Genomic DNA, 15,678 nt, shown 5'->3' on the forward strand with positions numbered 1-15,678 from the left:
CAATCCCGGCATCAGGACCTTGCGCCTGGCTCACTGCTTCTTAATGAGCCAAGCTAGGCTTCAACCCAAATAGATCAACCGCGCGGGCAGATCTCGTCGTCGGCGAAGAAGTAGCTTACTTCGCGCGCGGCGGATTCAGCGGAGTCGGAACCGTGTACGGCGTTGGCATCGATGCTCTGGGCGAAATCGGCGCGGATGGTGCCGGCAGCAGCTTCCTGCGGGTTGGTAGCGCCCATCAGATCGCGGTTGGCCAGGACAGCGTTCTCGCCCTCCAGAACCTGCACGACAACCGGACCGGAAGTCATGAAGTCGACCAGATCTTTAAAGAACGGACGCTCTTTGTGCTCAGCGTAGAAGCCTTCTGCCTTCTCGCGGGACAGGTGCAGCATTTTCATGGCAACGATACGCAGGCCGGCTTTTTCGAAGCGGCTTTCGATTTCGCCGATTACATTCTTGGCTACCGCGTCCGGCTTGATGATGGAAAGAGTGCGTTCCAGGGCCATGTTGTTCTCCAATTAACAGTTTTTACATACAGAAAGAGCAACCTGATTAGTTGCTCTTCCCTGAATTCCCAGTTTACTCACGCTGTGAGCGCTCAAAAAACGAGCACCGCCATTTGCGGCGGGCGGATTATACGCATTACTGCGTGAACTTTGTACCGTTTCTCGCGACCGACTAATCCGTCTCTTCGATCCAGGCAGCCTGTATCGCCTCGAGGATTTTCTCGCCACAGCGGTCGGGATCGTCATCGAAATCGGGCAACTCCATGACCCAATTGCGCAGATCGACGAAATTGACCGTCAGCGGGTCGACGTTCGGATGGGTATCCACCAGCTCTATCGCGATATCGTTGATATCTGTCCATTTCATTGCGCTTTCCTCTGCTCGAGCTCGCGACCAATCGGTCAGTGTTTTTCCGAAACCTGATTGATAGTGTATTTGGGGATTTCGACTACCAGGTCCTCATCGTCCACAATCGCCTGACAGGACAGCCGCGATTCCGGCTCGAGGCCCCAGGCCTTGTCCAGCAGGTCTTCCTCGAGCTCGTCCGGTTCGCCGAGGGAGTCAAAGCCCTCGCGCACAATCACGTGACAGGTGGTGCAGGCGCAGGACTTTTCGCAGGCGTGCTCTATCTCAATGCCGTTGGCCAGCGCTGCGTCGCAGACACTGACACCGCTCTCCACTTCCACAACCTTGCCCTCGGGGCAGATTTCGGCGTGGGGTAAAAACACAATCTTCGGCATGGGTCACTGACTCTCTAGTGGTCTCAATTCGTAGCCGCCGCTGTTCACGACGCCAGTCTTGCGCCCGACCGGTGCCCGGTCGGGTCAGTCGTTATCAAATTCGTCCAGCGTATGGCCCTGCATGGCGCGCTTGATAGACGCGTCCATACGCCGCGCGGCGAAGGGTTCAGACAGCTGGTTTAGCGCGTCGATACGCTTGCGAATCTCTTCGGCATCACCGCCGTTGTGGGCGAGCTGCAACCCCTCCATGGCCCGCTCCAGCGCGGTCAACTCGCGCTCGTCGAGCAGCTCCGCGCCGTTTTCCTGCAGCGCAGCCAGCAGGCTCTCCAGCGCGCGTTCCGCCTCCAGCTGTGCCTCGCGCAGCGCCCGTGCGGCGATATCTTCCTGCGCGTGGGCATAGGATTCCTGCAACATGCGCGCAATGTCCTTGTCCTGCAGGCCGTAGGACGGCTTGACGCTGATATCCGCACTGACGCCGCTGCTCTTTTCCATGGCGGTCACCGACAGCAGGCCGTCGGCATCCACCTGGAAGGTCACGCGGATATGCGCCGCGCCGGCCACCATCGGCGGAATGCCGCGCAGTTCGAAGCGCGCCAGCGAGCGGCAGTCTTTGACCAGCTCGCGCTCGCCCTGCACCACATGGATGGCCATGGCCGTCTGGCCATCCTTGAAGGTGGTAAACTCCTGCGCCTTGGAGACCGGAATGGTCGTATTGCGCGCGATCAGCTTTTCCGCCAGCCCGCCCATGGTCTCGATACCCAGCGACAGCGGAATCACATCCAACAGCAGCAGGTCGTCGCGGGACTTGTTGCCCACCAGTACATCCGCCTGCAGCGCCGCACCGATGGCCACCACCTGATCCGGATCGATATCCGCGTGCGGCGCGCGGCCGAAGAACTGCGCGACCCGCTCGCGCACGCGCAGGGTGCGGGTGGAACCGCCCACCAGCACCACTTCCTGCACATCGTCGACCGACAGCTCGGCATCGCGCAGCGCGCGCTTGCAGGCGCGCAGCGTCTTGTCGATCAGCGGATCGAGCAGTTCGGCCATGGCGGATCGATCCAGGGTCCCGCTCCAGTCACCGTAACCCAGCGCCGCCTGCTCCTGCCCGCTCAGGGATTCCTTCGCCTCGCAGGCACTGTTCAGCAGGGCGCGCTGAGTCGCCACATCCAGGTTAGTGCCCAGGCCCGCCTGCCCGGCCATCCAGCCGGCAATCGCGCAGTCAAAATCGTCGCCGCCGAGGGCGGTGTCGCCACCGGTAGACAGCACCTCGAAGACGCCACGGGAGAGGCGCAGAATGGAAATATCGAAGGTGCCGCCGCCGAGATCGTAAACGGCGATGATCTTGTCTGCGGCGTCGACGCTCTCGTCACTCTGATCCAGGCCGTAGGCCACTGCCGCCGCTGTCGGCTCGTTGAGCAGGCGCAGTACTTTCAGGCCGGCGAGTTGCGCTGCGTCTTTGGTGGCCTGGCGCTGGGCATCATCAAAGTAGGCGGGGACGGTAATTACCGCACCATCCAGCTCGCCGCCAAGCGCCTCGCGACCGCGCCGCGCCAGTTCCTTCAGGATTTCCGCCGACACCTGCACCGGATTTACCGCACCTGCGACCGTCTCGATTGCGGGCATGCCACTGTCGGCAGCATCGCCACTGCCGTCTTGGGCAAACTTGTACGGCAGCTGATCGCCGAAACTCTTCACGTCGGCAATGCCGCGGCCCATCAGGCGCTTCACAGACAGCAGCGTGTTGTAGGGATCCTCGCCGGCGCGGCTACGCGCAGCAGCGCCCACAGTGACTGCGTTTTCCCCGTAGTGCACCGCAGACGGCAATATCACGCTGCCGTCCTCTGCGGCTATGGCCTCTGCCGAACCGCTGCGCACCGTCGCCACCAGCGAATTAGTGGTCCCCAGGTCGATGCCCACCGCGCGCTTGCGCTGGTGAGGTTCCGGGGTCTGCCCCGGTTCGGAAATCTGCAGTAATGCCATTGATTAACTCATCTTTGTAAAAGGTGACGTTAATAGCGGCGCACGGATGCGCCGCCGCTGGCCGTCGGCCAGCGCGAGCCCGTTAAATACCAGCAAGTTCGCACACTTGCGCCAGTATTTAACGGGCGACAATCCTGCAGGTCGGGATGACCTGCAGGATTGCCTAATAGTCGCCCAGTAAATCTTCTTCCAGTTCTTCTACCTGTCGCTGCAGTTTGACCAGAAACTGCAACTTGAGCAGGGAGTCTTTGGCTGCTGCGAGATCGCCCGCGGCGAAGACCTCGGCGAAATGCCTCTGCTCGCCGCTAAACAGGCCCTGCACCTCTTCACCCAGTTCTTCCAGCGCTGCGGCTGGATCCGTTTCAGTGGGCACTTCTTCCAGGCGCTCGCGCAGCAACATCTGCTGCATCAGAAATTCCACATCGGCAGTGGTCTGCTCGGGGCGCACTTCAACGCCTGCGAGCTTGAGCAAGTAACCAGCCCGCAAGACGGGATCGCGCAGAGTGGTGTGCGCCTCGTTGATGTGTGCGGCGTACTGCATGGCCAGCAGCTGCTCGCGGTCAGACCTGGACGCGTACTTGTCCGGGTGGAACTCCCGCTGCAACTCCCGGTAGCGATTCGCCAGCGCCGCGCGATCGACAGCAAATGCCGGCTTGAGACCGAATATTTCGAAGTAAGTCTGTTGCAGAGACATGTCGAATCACCCCTGGCATGCGGACACAGGCCAGCACTGCCGAATACTAAAAAGGCCGGCGTGCGCGACGCACCCGGCCTTACTGTGACGAGCGCCGCTCAAACGTGAAAGCTTTCGCCGCAGCCGCACTCGTTCTTCACATTCGGATTGGAGAAGGCAAACCCCTCGTTCAACCCTTCCTTGACGAAATCCAGTGCGGTGCCGTCCAGGTAGACGAGGCTCTTCGGATCCACGATCAGCTTGACGCCGTTCTGCTCGAACACCACATCGTCGGGCTCTGCTTCATCGACAAATTCCAGCACATAGGCGAGCCCCGAGCAGCCGGCGGTTTTCACACCGACACGGATGCCTATACCTTTGCCGCGGTTGGCGAGCTGGCGCTGGATATGCGCCTGCGCCGCCTCTGTCATGGTAATAGCCAAAACAATACCTTTACTGCTTCTTTGGGCCTTGCTGCCCGATGGCCTTAACCGGCCGCCTCTTCCTTCGCATCGCCCGCATCGGCGACCTGACCGCGCTTCTCACGGATATTGCGCACTGCCGCCTTGATGGCGTCTTCCGCCAACACGGAGCAGTGAATCTTCACCGGCGGCAGCGCCAGCTCTTCCGCGATAGCGGTATTCTTGATCTGCTCGGCTTCGTCGAGCGTCTTGCCCTTCACCCACTCGGTCAGCAGCGAGCTGGAGGCGATGGCGGAACCGCAACCGTAGGTCTTGAACTTCGCGTCCTCGATCACGCCGTTTTCGTCGACCTGAATCTGCAGGCGCATCACGTCGCCACAGGCGGGGGCGCCAACCATTCCGGTACCGACGTTTTCCGACTTGTCGTCCAGGCGGCCGACATTGCGCGGGTGTTCGTAGTGATCAATAACTTTATCGCTATAGGCCATGACTATTCTCCTAACTCTTGCTCGCGCTTAGTGGGCGGCCCATTCAATGGTATTTAGGTCGATGCCATCTTTGTACATATCCCAAAGCGGCGACAGCTCGCGCAGTTTCTCTACCGCCTTGCGCACTTCGGCCGCTGCGGTATCCACATCCTGCTCACTGGTAAAACGGCCGAAGCTGAAGCGCAGGGAACTGTGGGCCAGCTCGTCGTTGACGCCCAGCGCGCGCAGTACGTAGCTGGGTTCCAGGCTGGCGGAGGTGCAGGCGGAACCGGAGGAAATCGCCAGGTCCCGCAGTGACATAATCAGGCTCTCGCCCTCGACGAAGGCGAAGCTCACATTCAGGTTGCCGGCGACGCGCTGCTCGACGGAACCGTTGATGTGTACCTCTTCCATATCCTTGACCTGGTCCCAGAAGCGATTGCGCAGGGCCAGCAGGCGCTCGGATTCCGCCGCCATTTCCTCTTTGGCGATGCGGAAGGCCTCACCCATGCCAACGATCTGGTGGGTCGGCAGCGTGCCGGAGCGCATACCGCGCTCGTGACCGCCACCGTGCATCTGCGCTTCCAGACGCACGCGGGGCTTGCGGCGCACGTACAGGGCGCCGATACCCTTGGGTCCGTAAACCTTGTGGGCGGAGAAGGACATCAGATCCACCTTCAGCTCCTGCAGGTCGATCGGCAATTTGCCGGCACTCTGGGCCGCGTCCACATGGAAGATTATTTTTTTCGCGCGAAGGATTTCACCGATCGCGGCGATATCGTTGACCACGCCGATCTCGTTGTTGACGTGCATCAGGCTGACCAGGATGGTGTCCTCGCGCAGCGCTTCCTCGACCTGCTCCGGATAGACGATACCGTCGGCCCGCGGGTTGAGGTAGGTCACTTCGAAGCCTTCGCGCTCGAGCTGGCGGCAGGTGTCCAGCACCGCCTTGTGCTCGATCTTGGAAGTGATGATGTGCTTGCCCTTGCCCTGATAGAAGTGGGCGGCACCCTTGATCGCCAGGTTGTCGGATTCGGTCGCACCGCTGGTCCAGACGATCTCGCGCGGGTCGGCGTTGAACAGCTCCGCCACGTGGCGACGCGCTTCCTCTACCGCCTCTTCCGCTTTCCAGCCGAACAGGTGCGAACGCGATGCCGGGTTGCCAAAGTTGCCCTCCATCGTCAGCTGCTCCGCCATTTTGGCGGCGACGCGCGGGTCCACCGGGCAGGTAGCTGAGTAATCCAGGTAGATGGGAAGCTTCATAGTCATACCGATTCCGCTTAATAAATCTTCAAATCTCGCTGCCGGGCTCTTTTCAAACCGGGCAATTACAGGCCGCCGATCACGGCGATCCGCTCTTCCGGCGCACCGCGTAAGTCCTGGCGGCGCGCGACTTCCTGTACTTCCGCCCGCGCCACCAGATTGGCGAGGCTGATACCGCTCAGGAAGTTGTGAATCTGTTCGCTCAGGTCAGACCAGAGGTAGTGCGTCAGACACTGCTCGCCACCGGCGCAGTCCGCATTGCCGCCACAGCTAGTGGCGTCAACCGACTCGTTGACCGCATCGACTATCTGCGCCACAAAAATTTCTTCGCCGGACCGCGCCAGGCGGTAGCCGCCACCGGGTCCGCGCACACTGGAAACCAGGCCGGAATGGCGCAGGCGGGAGAACAACTGCTCCAGGTAGGACAGGGAGATACCCTGGCGTTTGGATATATCTGCCAGACTGATCGGGCCTCGATCGGCGTGCAGCGCCAGATCCAGCATCGCCGTGACCGCGTAGCGGCCTTTGGTTGTCAAACGCATCGTCAGCTCCCGACTGATCTACAGCCCGTTTTACGATCGGGGCGCGAGTATGGAATAACCTACCGGGTCAGTCAAGTATATAACCCCTGGGGGCAGTCAGGTATTCTCCCTTTCTCCATCCTTATTCAGGGCGACCCTAGTCCGGGCGACCCTAGTCCGGGCGACCCTAATCCGGGCGACCCTTGCCGCCGGTGCGATGGATGTAATTCTGGATCGCCGTCAGCCAGCCGCGCAGTATGCCCAGTTCCATATCGTCGGGGCGCACCCGACTGAACAGTCTGCGCAGGCGGGTCATTGTCTGGCGCGGGTTATCCGGATCGATAAAGCCGATCTGCCCCAGCGCCTGCTGCAGGTGATCGAAATAGAGCTCCATATCGCTGGCCTTGGCCGGCGGCCTGTCCCAGTCCGCGTAACTGAGTTCCGCCCCCTTCTCCGCCTCCAGTGCCGCCACGCGCACCTCATAGGCGAGCACCTGCACCGCGGTGGCCAGGTTCAGTGAGCTGTAGTCCGGATTGGCCGGAATATGGACATGGAAGTTACAGGCCTGCAATTCCTCATTGGTCAGCCCCCGGTCTTCGCGGCCGAACACCAGCGCCACCGGGTGGGTCGATGCCTCCGCCACGGCCCGCTCCCCGCACTGCCGCGGGGTCAGCAGCGGCCAGGGGATACGGCGTTCACGAGCGCTGGTGGCGACCACCAGGCCACAGTCGGCGACCGCTTCCTCGAGCGTGTCGACGACGACCACTTTATCCAGCAGATCCGCGGCGCCGGCCGCCCGCCAGACGGCGTTGGCGGCGGGGAATTCCCGTGGCGCCACCAGGTAGAGCTGGCTCAGCCCCATATTCTTCAGCGCGCGCGCGGCGCCGCCAATGTTGCCCGGGTGGGCGGTGTTCACCAGCACCACGCGCACATTGTCGAGCGCGGTGAGGGGGGAAGTGTCGAGAGGAGACTTGGCCATACTGTATGAATCGGATATCAGGTGTCGGGATAGCGCGGGCGCGCGAGTGTAGCAAATATGAGCGGGAATCCCTACAATCGCACCCGCCCGGCGAGCCCGCGGCCAGCTTTTTAACCCCTTCAACCACTTAGTGCGGAATAGTTATGGAACCCATGCTGAATATTGCCCTGCGCGCCGCGCGCAAGGCCGGTGAACTGATTGAACGAGCCTGGGAGCGCGGCGACCTGAAGCAGTTCGAGGAGAAGGCCCGCAACGATTTCGTCACCGAAGTGGACAAGGCCAGCGAGCAGGAGATCATCTACCACCTGCGCAAGGCCTACCCGAAACACAGTATCCACGGCGAGGAAACCGGCCTGCAGGAAGGCGCCGAGCCCGACTACGAGTGGATTATCGACCCCCTCGACGGCACCACCAACTTCATTCACGGCGTCCCGCAATTTGCGGTGTCTATCGCCTGCAAATACCGCGGCCGCATCGAGCACGCCGTGGTACTGGATCCGATCAAGCGCGAGGAATTCACCGCCAGCCGCGGCCGCGGCGCCGCCCTGAACGGCCGCCGTATCCGCGTATCGCCGCGCCAGAACCTGCGCGGCGCGCTGATCGGCACCGGCCTGCCTTTCAACGGCCCGGCCCTCGAGAATATCGATCCGTATCTGGACGCACTGAAAGAGATTGCCGGCCAGACCGCCGGTATCCGCCGCCCCGGTGCGGCAGCCCTGGACCTCGCCTATGTGGCGGCAGGCCGATTCGACGGTTTCTGGGAGATGTACCTGAACCCCTGGGATATCGCCGCCGGTTCACTGCTGGTAAAAGAAGCCGGCGGCCTGATCAGCGATTTCCGCGGTGGCGAAGACTACCTGGATTCCGGCCACCTGGTGTGTGGCACCCCGAAGGTATTCAAACCGCTGCTGCAAATCGTCGGTAAACACCTGGGCCGCGTGCGCTAAACCGGACAGGCATCCCTTGGCAAGGGCTGGGCGATCCGTGGGATACGCCCCGCCCTTCGCAATCCTCTCAGTCAATCACCGCAGCCAGCTCCAGCACCTCACTCTTCTTCGCTCCCGTGAGCAACTGCTCCAGCAACAGCGGCCGCCCGACATGGTGCCCCTGGATCAGGTCCACGCCGATGGTGCGCAGGCGCGCGGCGGTGGCTGCGTCTTCCACGTACTCGGCAATCGTCTTTGCACCCAGGCGGTGCGCCACCTGGTGAATGGACTCGACAATAATCAGGTCGACAAAATTGGACTCCACCTGCCGCACGAAGCTGCCATCGATCTTGATAAAGTCGATTGAGAAAGCCTTCAGATAATTGAAGGAACTGAGCCCGTTGCCGAAATCATCCAGCGCGACCTTGCAGCCCATCCTGCGCAGGGTGGCCACGAAGTGGCTGGCATTTTCCATCTGGTTGACCATCGCCGTCTCGGTGATTTCAAAACTGATCCGCGACAGCGGAATCGGCGTCTGCTCCAGTACCCGGATAACATGGGCCTGGAACTCCGAATCGCCCAAGGCATCTGCGGAGAGGTTCAATGCAAAGTTGATCCGCGCAGCGTCGACCTGTGCCGCGCGGCGAACCAGCACCTCATCCACCACCCAGCGGTCCACCTGTAACATCAGCCCATAACGTTCCGCCGCCGGAATAAATGCCGCGGGGAGAATCAGCTTGCCGCCGGCATCCACCATGCGCACCAAAATCTCGTAATGGTTGATCGCACTGATATCGCCGCCACAAGCAATCGGCTGGGCACAGAGTCGCAACTGCCCTTCATCGAGCGCCTCGCGCACTGCCGACGCCATGATGATCTCGCGGTGCTGCTCCGCGGCCGCACTTTGCTCCATTTCATAGATCATCACGGTGCCGCGGCTGGCATGTTTGGCGGAGTAACAGGCCACATCCGCCTGGCTTAGCAGGTCGCCGAGGCGGTCGTTGCGCCGGTTGATTTCCGTAATCCCGATACTCGCGCCCACGTCGTACACGCGCTCATTCCAGGGGAAGCGCAGTGTCACAATCTGCCGGATCAACTGCTCGCAGCGCAATTTAGCCTGCTCCTTGCTGCAGTTGCGAAACAGCAGGCCAAATTCATCGCCGCCGAGGCGCGCGACACTATCGGAGTTGCGCAGCAGTGCTCGCAGGTACTTGCTGACTTTCTTCAGCAGGGCATCGCCGGCGAGGTGCCCGGCACTGTCATTGATTACCTTGAAGCGGTCCAGGTCGATATATGCCAGGGCATGGCTTGTGTCACTGTCACGCGCATTTTCGATGGCATCGAGCAGTTCTCGCTTGAAAGCGTCGCGGTTGGGCAGGCCGGTGAGATCGTCATGAGAGGCCTTGTAACTCAGCTGCCGGATCAATTTGCGCGATTCGCTGACATCCTGGAATACCATGACCGCACCGAGTAAATCACCGCGCTCCGTCTTCAGTGGTGAGGCGGAATGCTTGATATCGTAGGTGCGTCCGTCACGGCTCTGCAGTACCGCGCCCTCGGTCCCGCGCACCGCTTCACCCAGCTGCAGACACTCCGCCACAGGATTGCCCAGCAACTCTCCTTCACGACCCTGCGTGACACGAAAGATGGCGCTGATCGGCTGGTTTTCCGCCTGCTGCAATGTCACTCCGGTCATCTGCTCGGCGATCGGATTCATGAAATTGACACACTGGTTGATGTCCGTGGAGATGACCGCATCGGCGATGGAGGAAAGAGTGACCTGCAACCGCTCCTTGGCCTCTCGCAGGCTGGACTCACTGCGTTTGCGCCAATCGATATCCTCTACCTGGGATACGGCATAGAGCGGCTCACCTTCAACGCCCCGCGCGAGGCAACAGGACAAATACCCCCATACCACTTCGCCGTCTTTGCGCACATAGCGCTTCTCCATTTGCGGTGCTTCCCGCTCCGCACCGAAGAGCTCCTCACAAAACGCCCGCGTATACGCCCGGTCGTCGGTATGAGTGATATCCACAACATTTCGCCCAACCAGCTCCTGCTCGTCATACCCGAGGAATTCACAAAAACTGCGATTGGCCCGCAGGATAGTCCCGTCCAGCCCCACCAGCAGCATGCCAATTCGGGACTTTTCCACCGCTGCGCGAAAACTGCTCTCCACTTCCACGATACGCGCGTTGCGAATGCGTTCGATGTTCGTATACACCGCCATAACATAGGCAGGGATTGCAGAACCGAAAATCGCCAGCACCAGAAGGCTGCCGGTTTGTTGCCCGGCTGCAGGAGTAATATGCGGGTTTGCGTGTGTATCAATACCGACATATGTCATTGTCAACAACAGGACCACACTGAAGATAACCGCCAGAGTCTGGAATAGCGGCAACCTCGTGGCCACCCAAATCAGCGGCAGAGCAACAAAGACAAAGTGCAGCAGTGCTACTTCAAGAATCAGGAACACGGCGACAATGGCGACAGCGGCCACAACCAGTAACCTGCCGAGCAGCGCGCGATCCAGCAGTCCCCGCAGCGACGCCAGACTGAAGTTCAGCGCAAGGGGCAGCAACACCAGAATGCCCGCGGCATCGGCCAGATACCAGGCTGGAAATATTGCGGAATATTCCATGCCGGTGCGTAACGACGCGATCGCCGAGCCGATACTGGCGCTAGCCAACGGCGGCAGCACTGCGGAAATCAGGATAAAGGTTGCCCAGCGCTCCAGGCTATCGAAGTAGCCTCCCGCTGGGAAAAAGCGCCGCAACATCAGGGCGGCGGGTAACACCTCGGCCAGCCCTGCCAGTGTATAGATCGAGGCCACACTGCCCTCGAACCCCATAGTCAAACCTGTCGTCACATTGACACAGAAAAATGTGCCGACGAACAGGGGCCAGTCGCGCAACCGGTGCCGGTACAGAAATGCGATGGCAACTGCATCTGCAAACCAGATAACCGCGCTGCCACCATTAAAGCTGAGGAACTGTTTACAGATAATGACAGAGGTAACGCTCAGTACGGCCATCAGCAGCACGGCGACCCAAAGGCGTAGTCGGGACTCCCGCCCTTCCGGGCGTCGATCCGGGAGCATTACAGACATCCACTTCCTCAGCTTATTAGTATCTTTCCGGGAATACGGCCTGATTATTTCTGATCAATAGGCGGTCTTGTGAAGACGCCAGTTTAGACGAGCGCGCGGCAATAAAGAATTGGATCTTCGTGCAAACACGTCCAATCCGCTGATTTATACCGAATCGGAAGCACAGCGCTCCAATACTTGGCACAACTGTACAAGTTCAAACTCTTCGGGGAGTGTCGCATCGAACTCCTCTTCGCGGCATTCACCTATGGCCACAAAGCGAATGGTTTTGGTCAGGGGATCGTCTTTCAGGATGCGCGCCAGATCGGCGGCCGACATACCCGGCACCGAACAATCGAACAACACGATATCCGGGCCCTGGGTTCGCGCGGTGAAAATCGCCTCCACCGCATCGGTTGCCACCAGGTGCTGGACCTGGGACGAGCCGCTCAACATGGATTTCAGGCGTTCAATTGCCGTGGGGCGGTTCTCGACCTGCAATAAACGACAGGGCGGCAACTTCACCGGTATGCTCGGCTGCGCGGACAGCAGCATCAGCTCGACTGGCGCATCTATCAAAGGAAACTCAATCCAGAAAACGGACCCCTGGTCCTCGTGGCTGTCGAAATCGATACGCCCCCCCATGGCCTCGGTCAGGCGCTTGGCGATCGCCAACCCGACGCCGGTACCTTCGATCTGTCCCTTTTCCGCCCCCAGTCGATTGAAGGGCTCAAATACTTCCGCGCGCCGCTCCTCGGGAATCCCCTTGCCCGTATCCAGGATACTGAGCCGCAGCCACCCCTCTGCCTGGGGTGCGAAATTGATCACCACGCGACCGTTCTCACGGTTGTATTTCACCGCGTTGCCGGCCAGGTTCAGCACCACCTGCTTAAAACGCACCGGGTCCGCGCAAATGAATGCGGACTCCCAGCCCAGGGGCTCAAAGATAAGGCTGACGCGGCGGGTTTCCGCGAGGGGCTCCAGCAGACGCTTGCAGTCGGCCACCAGTGCCGCGGGCTGCATCGGTTCCATAGACGGTGCCAGCCGCTGGCTGTCGATGCGAGCCAACTCCAGTACGTCGCCCACCAGGTGCAACAGGTGCTGGCCAGCGCGACGTATTTCGGCCAGCCGCTGGCGCTGGTCCGGGTTGAGGCTCTGGTCCAACTCCACCATCTGGCTGTAACCGAGAATCGCATTCAACGGCGTGCGCAGTTCGTGACTGAGGCTGAAAAGCAGGTCGGCGCGATTGGCGCTATCCTGGCGCAGCTGCTGCAGCTCCCGCTCGGCCCGCAGCAGTGCTTCCCTATTGCCGGTAATGTCCTGCAGCACACCCAGCACACGAACCGGTTCCCCGTCGCTGTTGCGCTGTGCCTGGCCGCGACAGCGCACCCAGACGATACCGCCGTCCCGGTGCCAGAGACGAAACTCAACATCGAGGGGCAGGCGCTCGCACACGTGATCCTTGAACGCCTGTGCGGCGCGGGGGAAATCTTCCGGCAACATCCGCGACTTCCAGTGTGACAGGGCGGTGCGCGCGTCCGTGTCCACCGGATTCTGCTCGAAACCGAGCATTGCCCAGCAGGCCCGATCCAGGACCACCTCATCGGCGCGGAGATCCCACTCCCAGAGACCGTCACTAACTCCGGCCAGGGCCTGCAGCGGGCGCTCACCGGGGAGTTTGCTCAGGTAGCGCCCCGAGAAGGCCTCGGTGTAGTCGGCGCAACTGCCGATAACGACACTTTCGCCATCACCGCCATCGACCGGCACGGCCCGCCCCCGGATTCTCAACCAATAGAGCTGACCGCTGCTATCGAAGGCGCGAAAGGCGGTATCGAAAGATCCGCCCTGGCTGCTGACGCGATGCCGCAGAGCGAGCAGCTTGTCGCGATCACCTGAGTGCACCAAACAGAGTTCGTCGCCGCTCCAGAGTCCGGCCAACGCCGCCGCTGCATCTTCCGCAAACATTGACCAGAACGCGCCCTGCGCCCGCCGCTGACCGCTGCGGGGATGCCACTCCCAGAGTCCACAGTCTTTATCCAGCAACAGGCTCTGTAGGTGGACCGCCTGCCGCGCCAACTGCTCGGGCGCGAGCGTATCCAGCTCGTCGGGCGCGGCCAGCTGCAGCGGCAAATCAGTAGTTTCGGGCGAGGATCCTTCGGACACGCGGGGCTCTTTTGATGCAATCGTCTTACCGACTAAGTGAATCATTTATGCCGAGGCGTGAAAAGAGGATCCTTCCACTCCAATAGAACGATGAAATCGTGGACAGCGAGGGCGGGCAGCAAGATTGGTTATAAAGCAGTCAAGGCGTGGGCCCGACCCCTGCTAAAAAAAGGCCCCGCAATGCGGGGCCTGAATCAGCGATGATGAGAGAAAACGGGAAGTCACGCAGTAATAACTATTTGCCATAACCCCGTGATGGATTCCCGGAGCGTGGATCTCGCGACCCACACCAGGGTTGTTGCAACCCCCATGCCAACTTTGTATTTAGCGAGATAGTAGGGTTCCCCGCCACACATTCGGATGCACAACCGACGGCAATTGAACCAACAATGCTCCCCTGCAGGCGAAGGCGCACCAAAAGCAGGCAAATTGTGACCGTACACCTTTAACAGTTCTCAAACTGCCGGCATCGGAGATGCCGAACTGCGGTCGATCGGTTAGCATCATCTGACAGTCGGGCGGCAAATGAATTGACTATACAGTCTCGGTTTACAATGAAGCACTACACAAGCCGACCCGCGCAGAAGCGTACATATAAGGTTGTTTTATGAATGCAGTCCCCGAAAAGTCCGGGCCGTCGACTCCACCTCGCCTGTGGGTGACCACCATCCTGTTTTCCAGTACAGCATTGGCCGCACTGATACTCGTGCCGCTGTACGGCGTGCTTTACGGCTATCACTGGTATCAGTGGCTGGCGTTCGCGGTTTACGGTGCTCTCTGTGGCTTTTCCATTACCGCCGGGTACCACCGCCTCTGGTCACACCGCACCTATGAAGCGCACTGGTCCCTGCGCCTGCTCTTCGCACTGTTCGGCGCCGCCTCCCTGCAGAACAGCATTCTGATCTGGTGCTCCGGCCACCGCCGCCACCACCGCCACGTCGACGACAACGAGCAGGATCCCTACTCCGCCAGGCGCGGTTTCTGGTTTTCCCATATCGGCTGGATGCTGCGCGATTACCCGAGTGGCAAAGTCGACTTTGACAATGCCAAGGACCTGCAGCGGGACAAGATAGTGATGTGGCAGCACAATCACTACATCGCTATTACGCTGGCGATGAACCTGGGCTTGCCGCTGCTGCTCGGCGTTTTGACCGGCGATATTATTGGCATGCTGCTGCTCGCCGGTGTGCTGCGGATCGTGGTCAATCACCACACCACTTTCTTTATCAACTCGCTGGCGCACATATGGGGCCGTCGCCCCTACACCGACGAGAACAGTGCGCGGGACAACGACCTGCTCGCTTTCTTCACCTTCGGTGAGGGCTACCACAACTACCACCACATCTTTCAGACCGACTACCGCAACGGTATCCGCTGGTACCAGTGGGATCCGACCAAGTGGCTGATCAAGTCCGCCAGTTGGCTCGGTTTGGCACGCAACCTGAAAACGGTGCCGACTATGCGCATCCAGCGCGCCATACTCACCATGCAGTTCAAGCGCGCGGAGCAGAAACTGCAACTATCCAGCCACAAAGAAAGCTGGCGCCAGCTGCTGGAAAAGGAAGCGCAGGAATTTTCCGCGGCACTGAACGAATGGAAGGAACTGCAGGCGCGCCGCTATGAGAACGCGCGTGAACGCCTTATGGCCAAGTGGGAGTCCGCCGCCATTCGCACGCGGGTCAAGGAGCTGGAATACAGCCTGAAGATGCAGCGCAAGCGCCTGCAGATCATGATGGAGCAGTTCCACCTGTGCCCGGTGTCAGCCACCTGAATAAAAAAGGCGAACCGATGGTTCGCCTCAGGTTGCTGACAAAGTTATGCAGTCAAAATTTAAGGCAAAGTGCTAGGACGAGTATTTCGAACCGTCGGCGACAGGGCCGAAGGCGCCGCGAATGCCTGCAGCGGCCGGACCGCCGCCGGAGCTTGCAGGGATGTATTCACAGCGTTTC

General features: G+C 60.5%; 14 protein-coding genes. 2 read left to right on the forward strand and 12 right to left on the reverse strand.

Going from position 1 to position 15,678, the window contains the following annotated elements; all coding sequences use genetic code 11:
• Positions 1–74: 74 nt before the first annotated feature.
• From ndk to trmJ, 10 genes are all read right to left on the reverse strand, one after another.
• A complete protein-coding gene (ndk, locus tag BUC36_RS10655) occupies positions 75–503 on the reverse strand; it encodes a nucleoside-diphosphate kinase (protein ID WP_073274963.1) in 429 nt (142 codons plus the stop codon).
• A gap of 172 nt (positions 504–675) precedes the next feature.
• Positions 676–870, reverse strand: a complete 195-nt coding sequence (iscX, locus tag BUC36_RS10660) for a Fe-S cluster assembly protein IscX (RefSeq protein ID WP_073274965.1) — start codon at positions 868–870, stop codon at positions 676–678.
• Between the two features lie 35 nt (positions 871–905).
• Positions 906–1,244 carry an ISC system 2Fe-2S type ferredoxin gene (gene fdx / locus BUC36_RS10665; protein WP_073274967.1) on the reverse strand — a complete coding sequence of 113 codons (339 nt, stop codon included), beginning with the start codon at positions 1,242–1,244 and terminating at the stop codon, positions 906–908.
• Positions 1,245–1,328: 84 nt separating this feature from the next.
• Positions 1,329–3,227 carry a Fe-S protein assembly chaperone HscA gene (gene hscA, locus BUC36_RS10670; RefSeq protein WP_073274968.1) on the reverse strand — a complete coding sequence of 633 codons (1,899 nt, stop codon included), beginning with the start codon at positions 3,225–3,227 and terminating at the stop codon, positions 1,329–1,331.
• Positions 3,228–3,390: 163 nt separating this feature from the next.
• Positions 3,391–3,921 (reverse strand): Fe-S protein assembly co-chaperone HscB, encoded by a 531-nt coding sequence (gene hscB, locus BUC36_RS10675; RefSeq protein ID WP_073274970.1) that lies wholly within the window; start codon positions 3,919–3,921, stop codon positions 3,391–3,393.
• A gap of 98 nt (positions 3,922–4,019) precedes the next feature.
• Positions 4,020–4,343: an iron-sulfur cluster assembly protein IscA gene (gene iscA, locus BUC36_RS10680; protein WP_073274972.1), complete on the reverse strand. Its 324-nt coding sequence runs from the start codon at positions 4,341–4,343 to the stop codon at positions 4,020–4,022.
• Positions 4,344–4,387: 44 nt separating this feature from the next.
• A complete protein-coding gene (gene iscU, locus BUC36_RS10685) occupies positions 4,388–4,810 on the reverse strand; it encodes a Fe-S cluster assembly scaffold IscU (protein WP_073274974.1) in 423 nt (140 codons plus the stop codon).
• A gap of 27 nt (positions 4,811–4,837) precedes the next feature.
• On the reverse strand, positions 4,838–6,052 hold the full coding sequence (locus BUC36_RS10690) for an IscS subfamily cysteine desulfurase (protein WP_073274976.1): 1,215 nt from the start codon (positions 6,050–6,052) through the stop codon (positions 4,838–4,840).
• A 65-nt stretch (positions 6,053–6,117) separates the two neighbouring features.
• Positions 6,118–6,594 carry a Fe-S cluster assembly transcriptional regulator IscR gene (gene iscR / locus BUC36_RS10695; RefSeq protein WP_073274978.1) on the reverse strand — a complete coding sequence of 159 codons (477 nt, stop codon included), beginning with the start codon at positions 6,592–6,594 and terminating at the stop codon, positions 6,118–6,120.
• A 166-nt stretch (positions 6,595–6,760) separates the two neighbouring features.
• Complete coding sequence (gene trmJ, locus BUC36_RS10700) at positions 6,761–7,552, reverse strand: tRNA (cytosine(32)/uridine(32)-2'-O)-methyltransferase TrmJ (protein WP_073274980.1); 792 nt, start codon at positions 7,550–7,552, stop codon at positions 6,761–6,763.
• A 143-nt stretch (positions 7,553–7,695) separates the two neighbouring features.
• Between trmJ and BUC36_RS10705 the strand changes: the two genes are divergently transcribed.
• The gene (locus BUC36_RS10705; protein ID WP_073274982.1) at positions 7,696–8,499 is read left to right on the forward strand and encodes an inositol monophosphatase family protein; all 804 of its coding nucleotides are present in this window, start codon (positions 7,696–7,698) and stop codon (positions 8,497–8,499) included.
• Positions 8,500–8,566: 67 nt separating this feature from the next.
• Here BUC36_RS10705 and BUC36_RS10710 read toward each other — a convergent pair whose 3' ends face one another.
• Together BUC36_RS10710 and BUC36_RS10715 are read right to left on the reverse strand one after the other, a co-directional pair.
• Positions 8,567–11,587 carry an EAL domain-containing protein gene (locus BUC36_RS10710; RefSeq protein ID WP_084535915.1) on the reverse strand — a complete coding sequence of 1,007 codons (3,021 nt, stop codon included), beginning with the start codon at positions 11,585–11,587 and terminating at the stop codon, positions 8,567–8,569.
• 144 nt (positions 11,588–11,731) lie between these two features.
• Positions 11,732–13,729, reverse strand: a complete 1,998-nt coding sequence (locus BUC36_RS10715; RefSeq protein WP_234994964.1) for a hybrid sensor histidine kinase/response regulator — start codon at positions 13,727–13,729, stop codon at positions 11,732–11,734.
• Positions 13,730–14,336: 607 nt separating this feature from the next.
• Between BUC36_RS10715 and BUC36_RS10720 the strand changes: the two genes are divergently transcribed.
• Positions 14,337–15,500, forward strand: a complete 1,164-nt coding sequence (locus tag BUC36_RS10720; protein WP_073274986.1) for an acyl-CoA desaturase — start codon at positions 14,337–14,339, stop codon at positions 15,498–15,500.
• Positions 15,501–15,678: the final 178 nt, after the last annotated feature.

The sequence above is a fragment of the Microbulbifer donghaiensis genome, from assembly GCF_900129095.1.
Lineage (GTDB): Bacteria > Pseudomonadota > Gammaproteobacteria > Pseudomonadales > Cellvibrionaceae > Microbulbifer > Microbulbifer donghaiensis.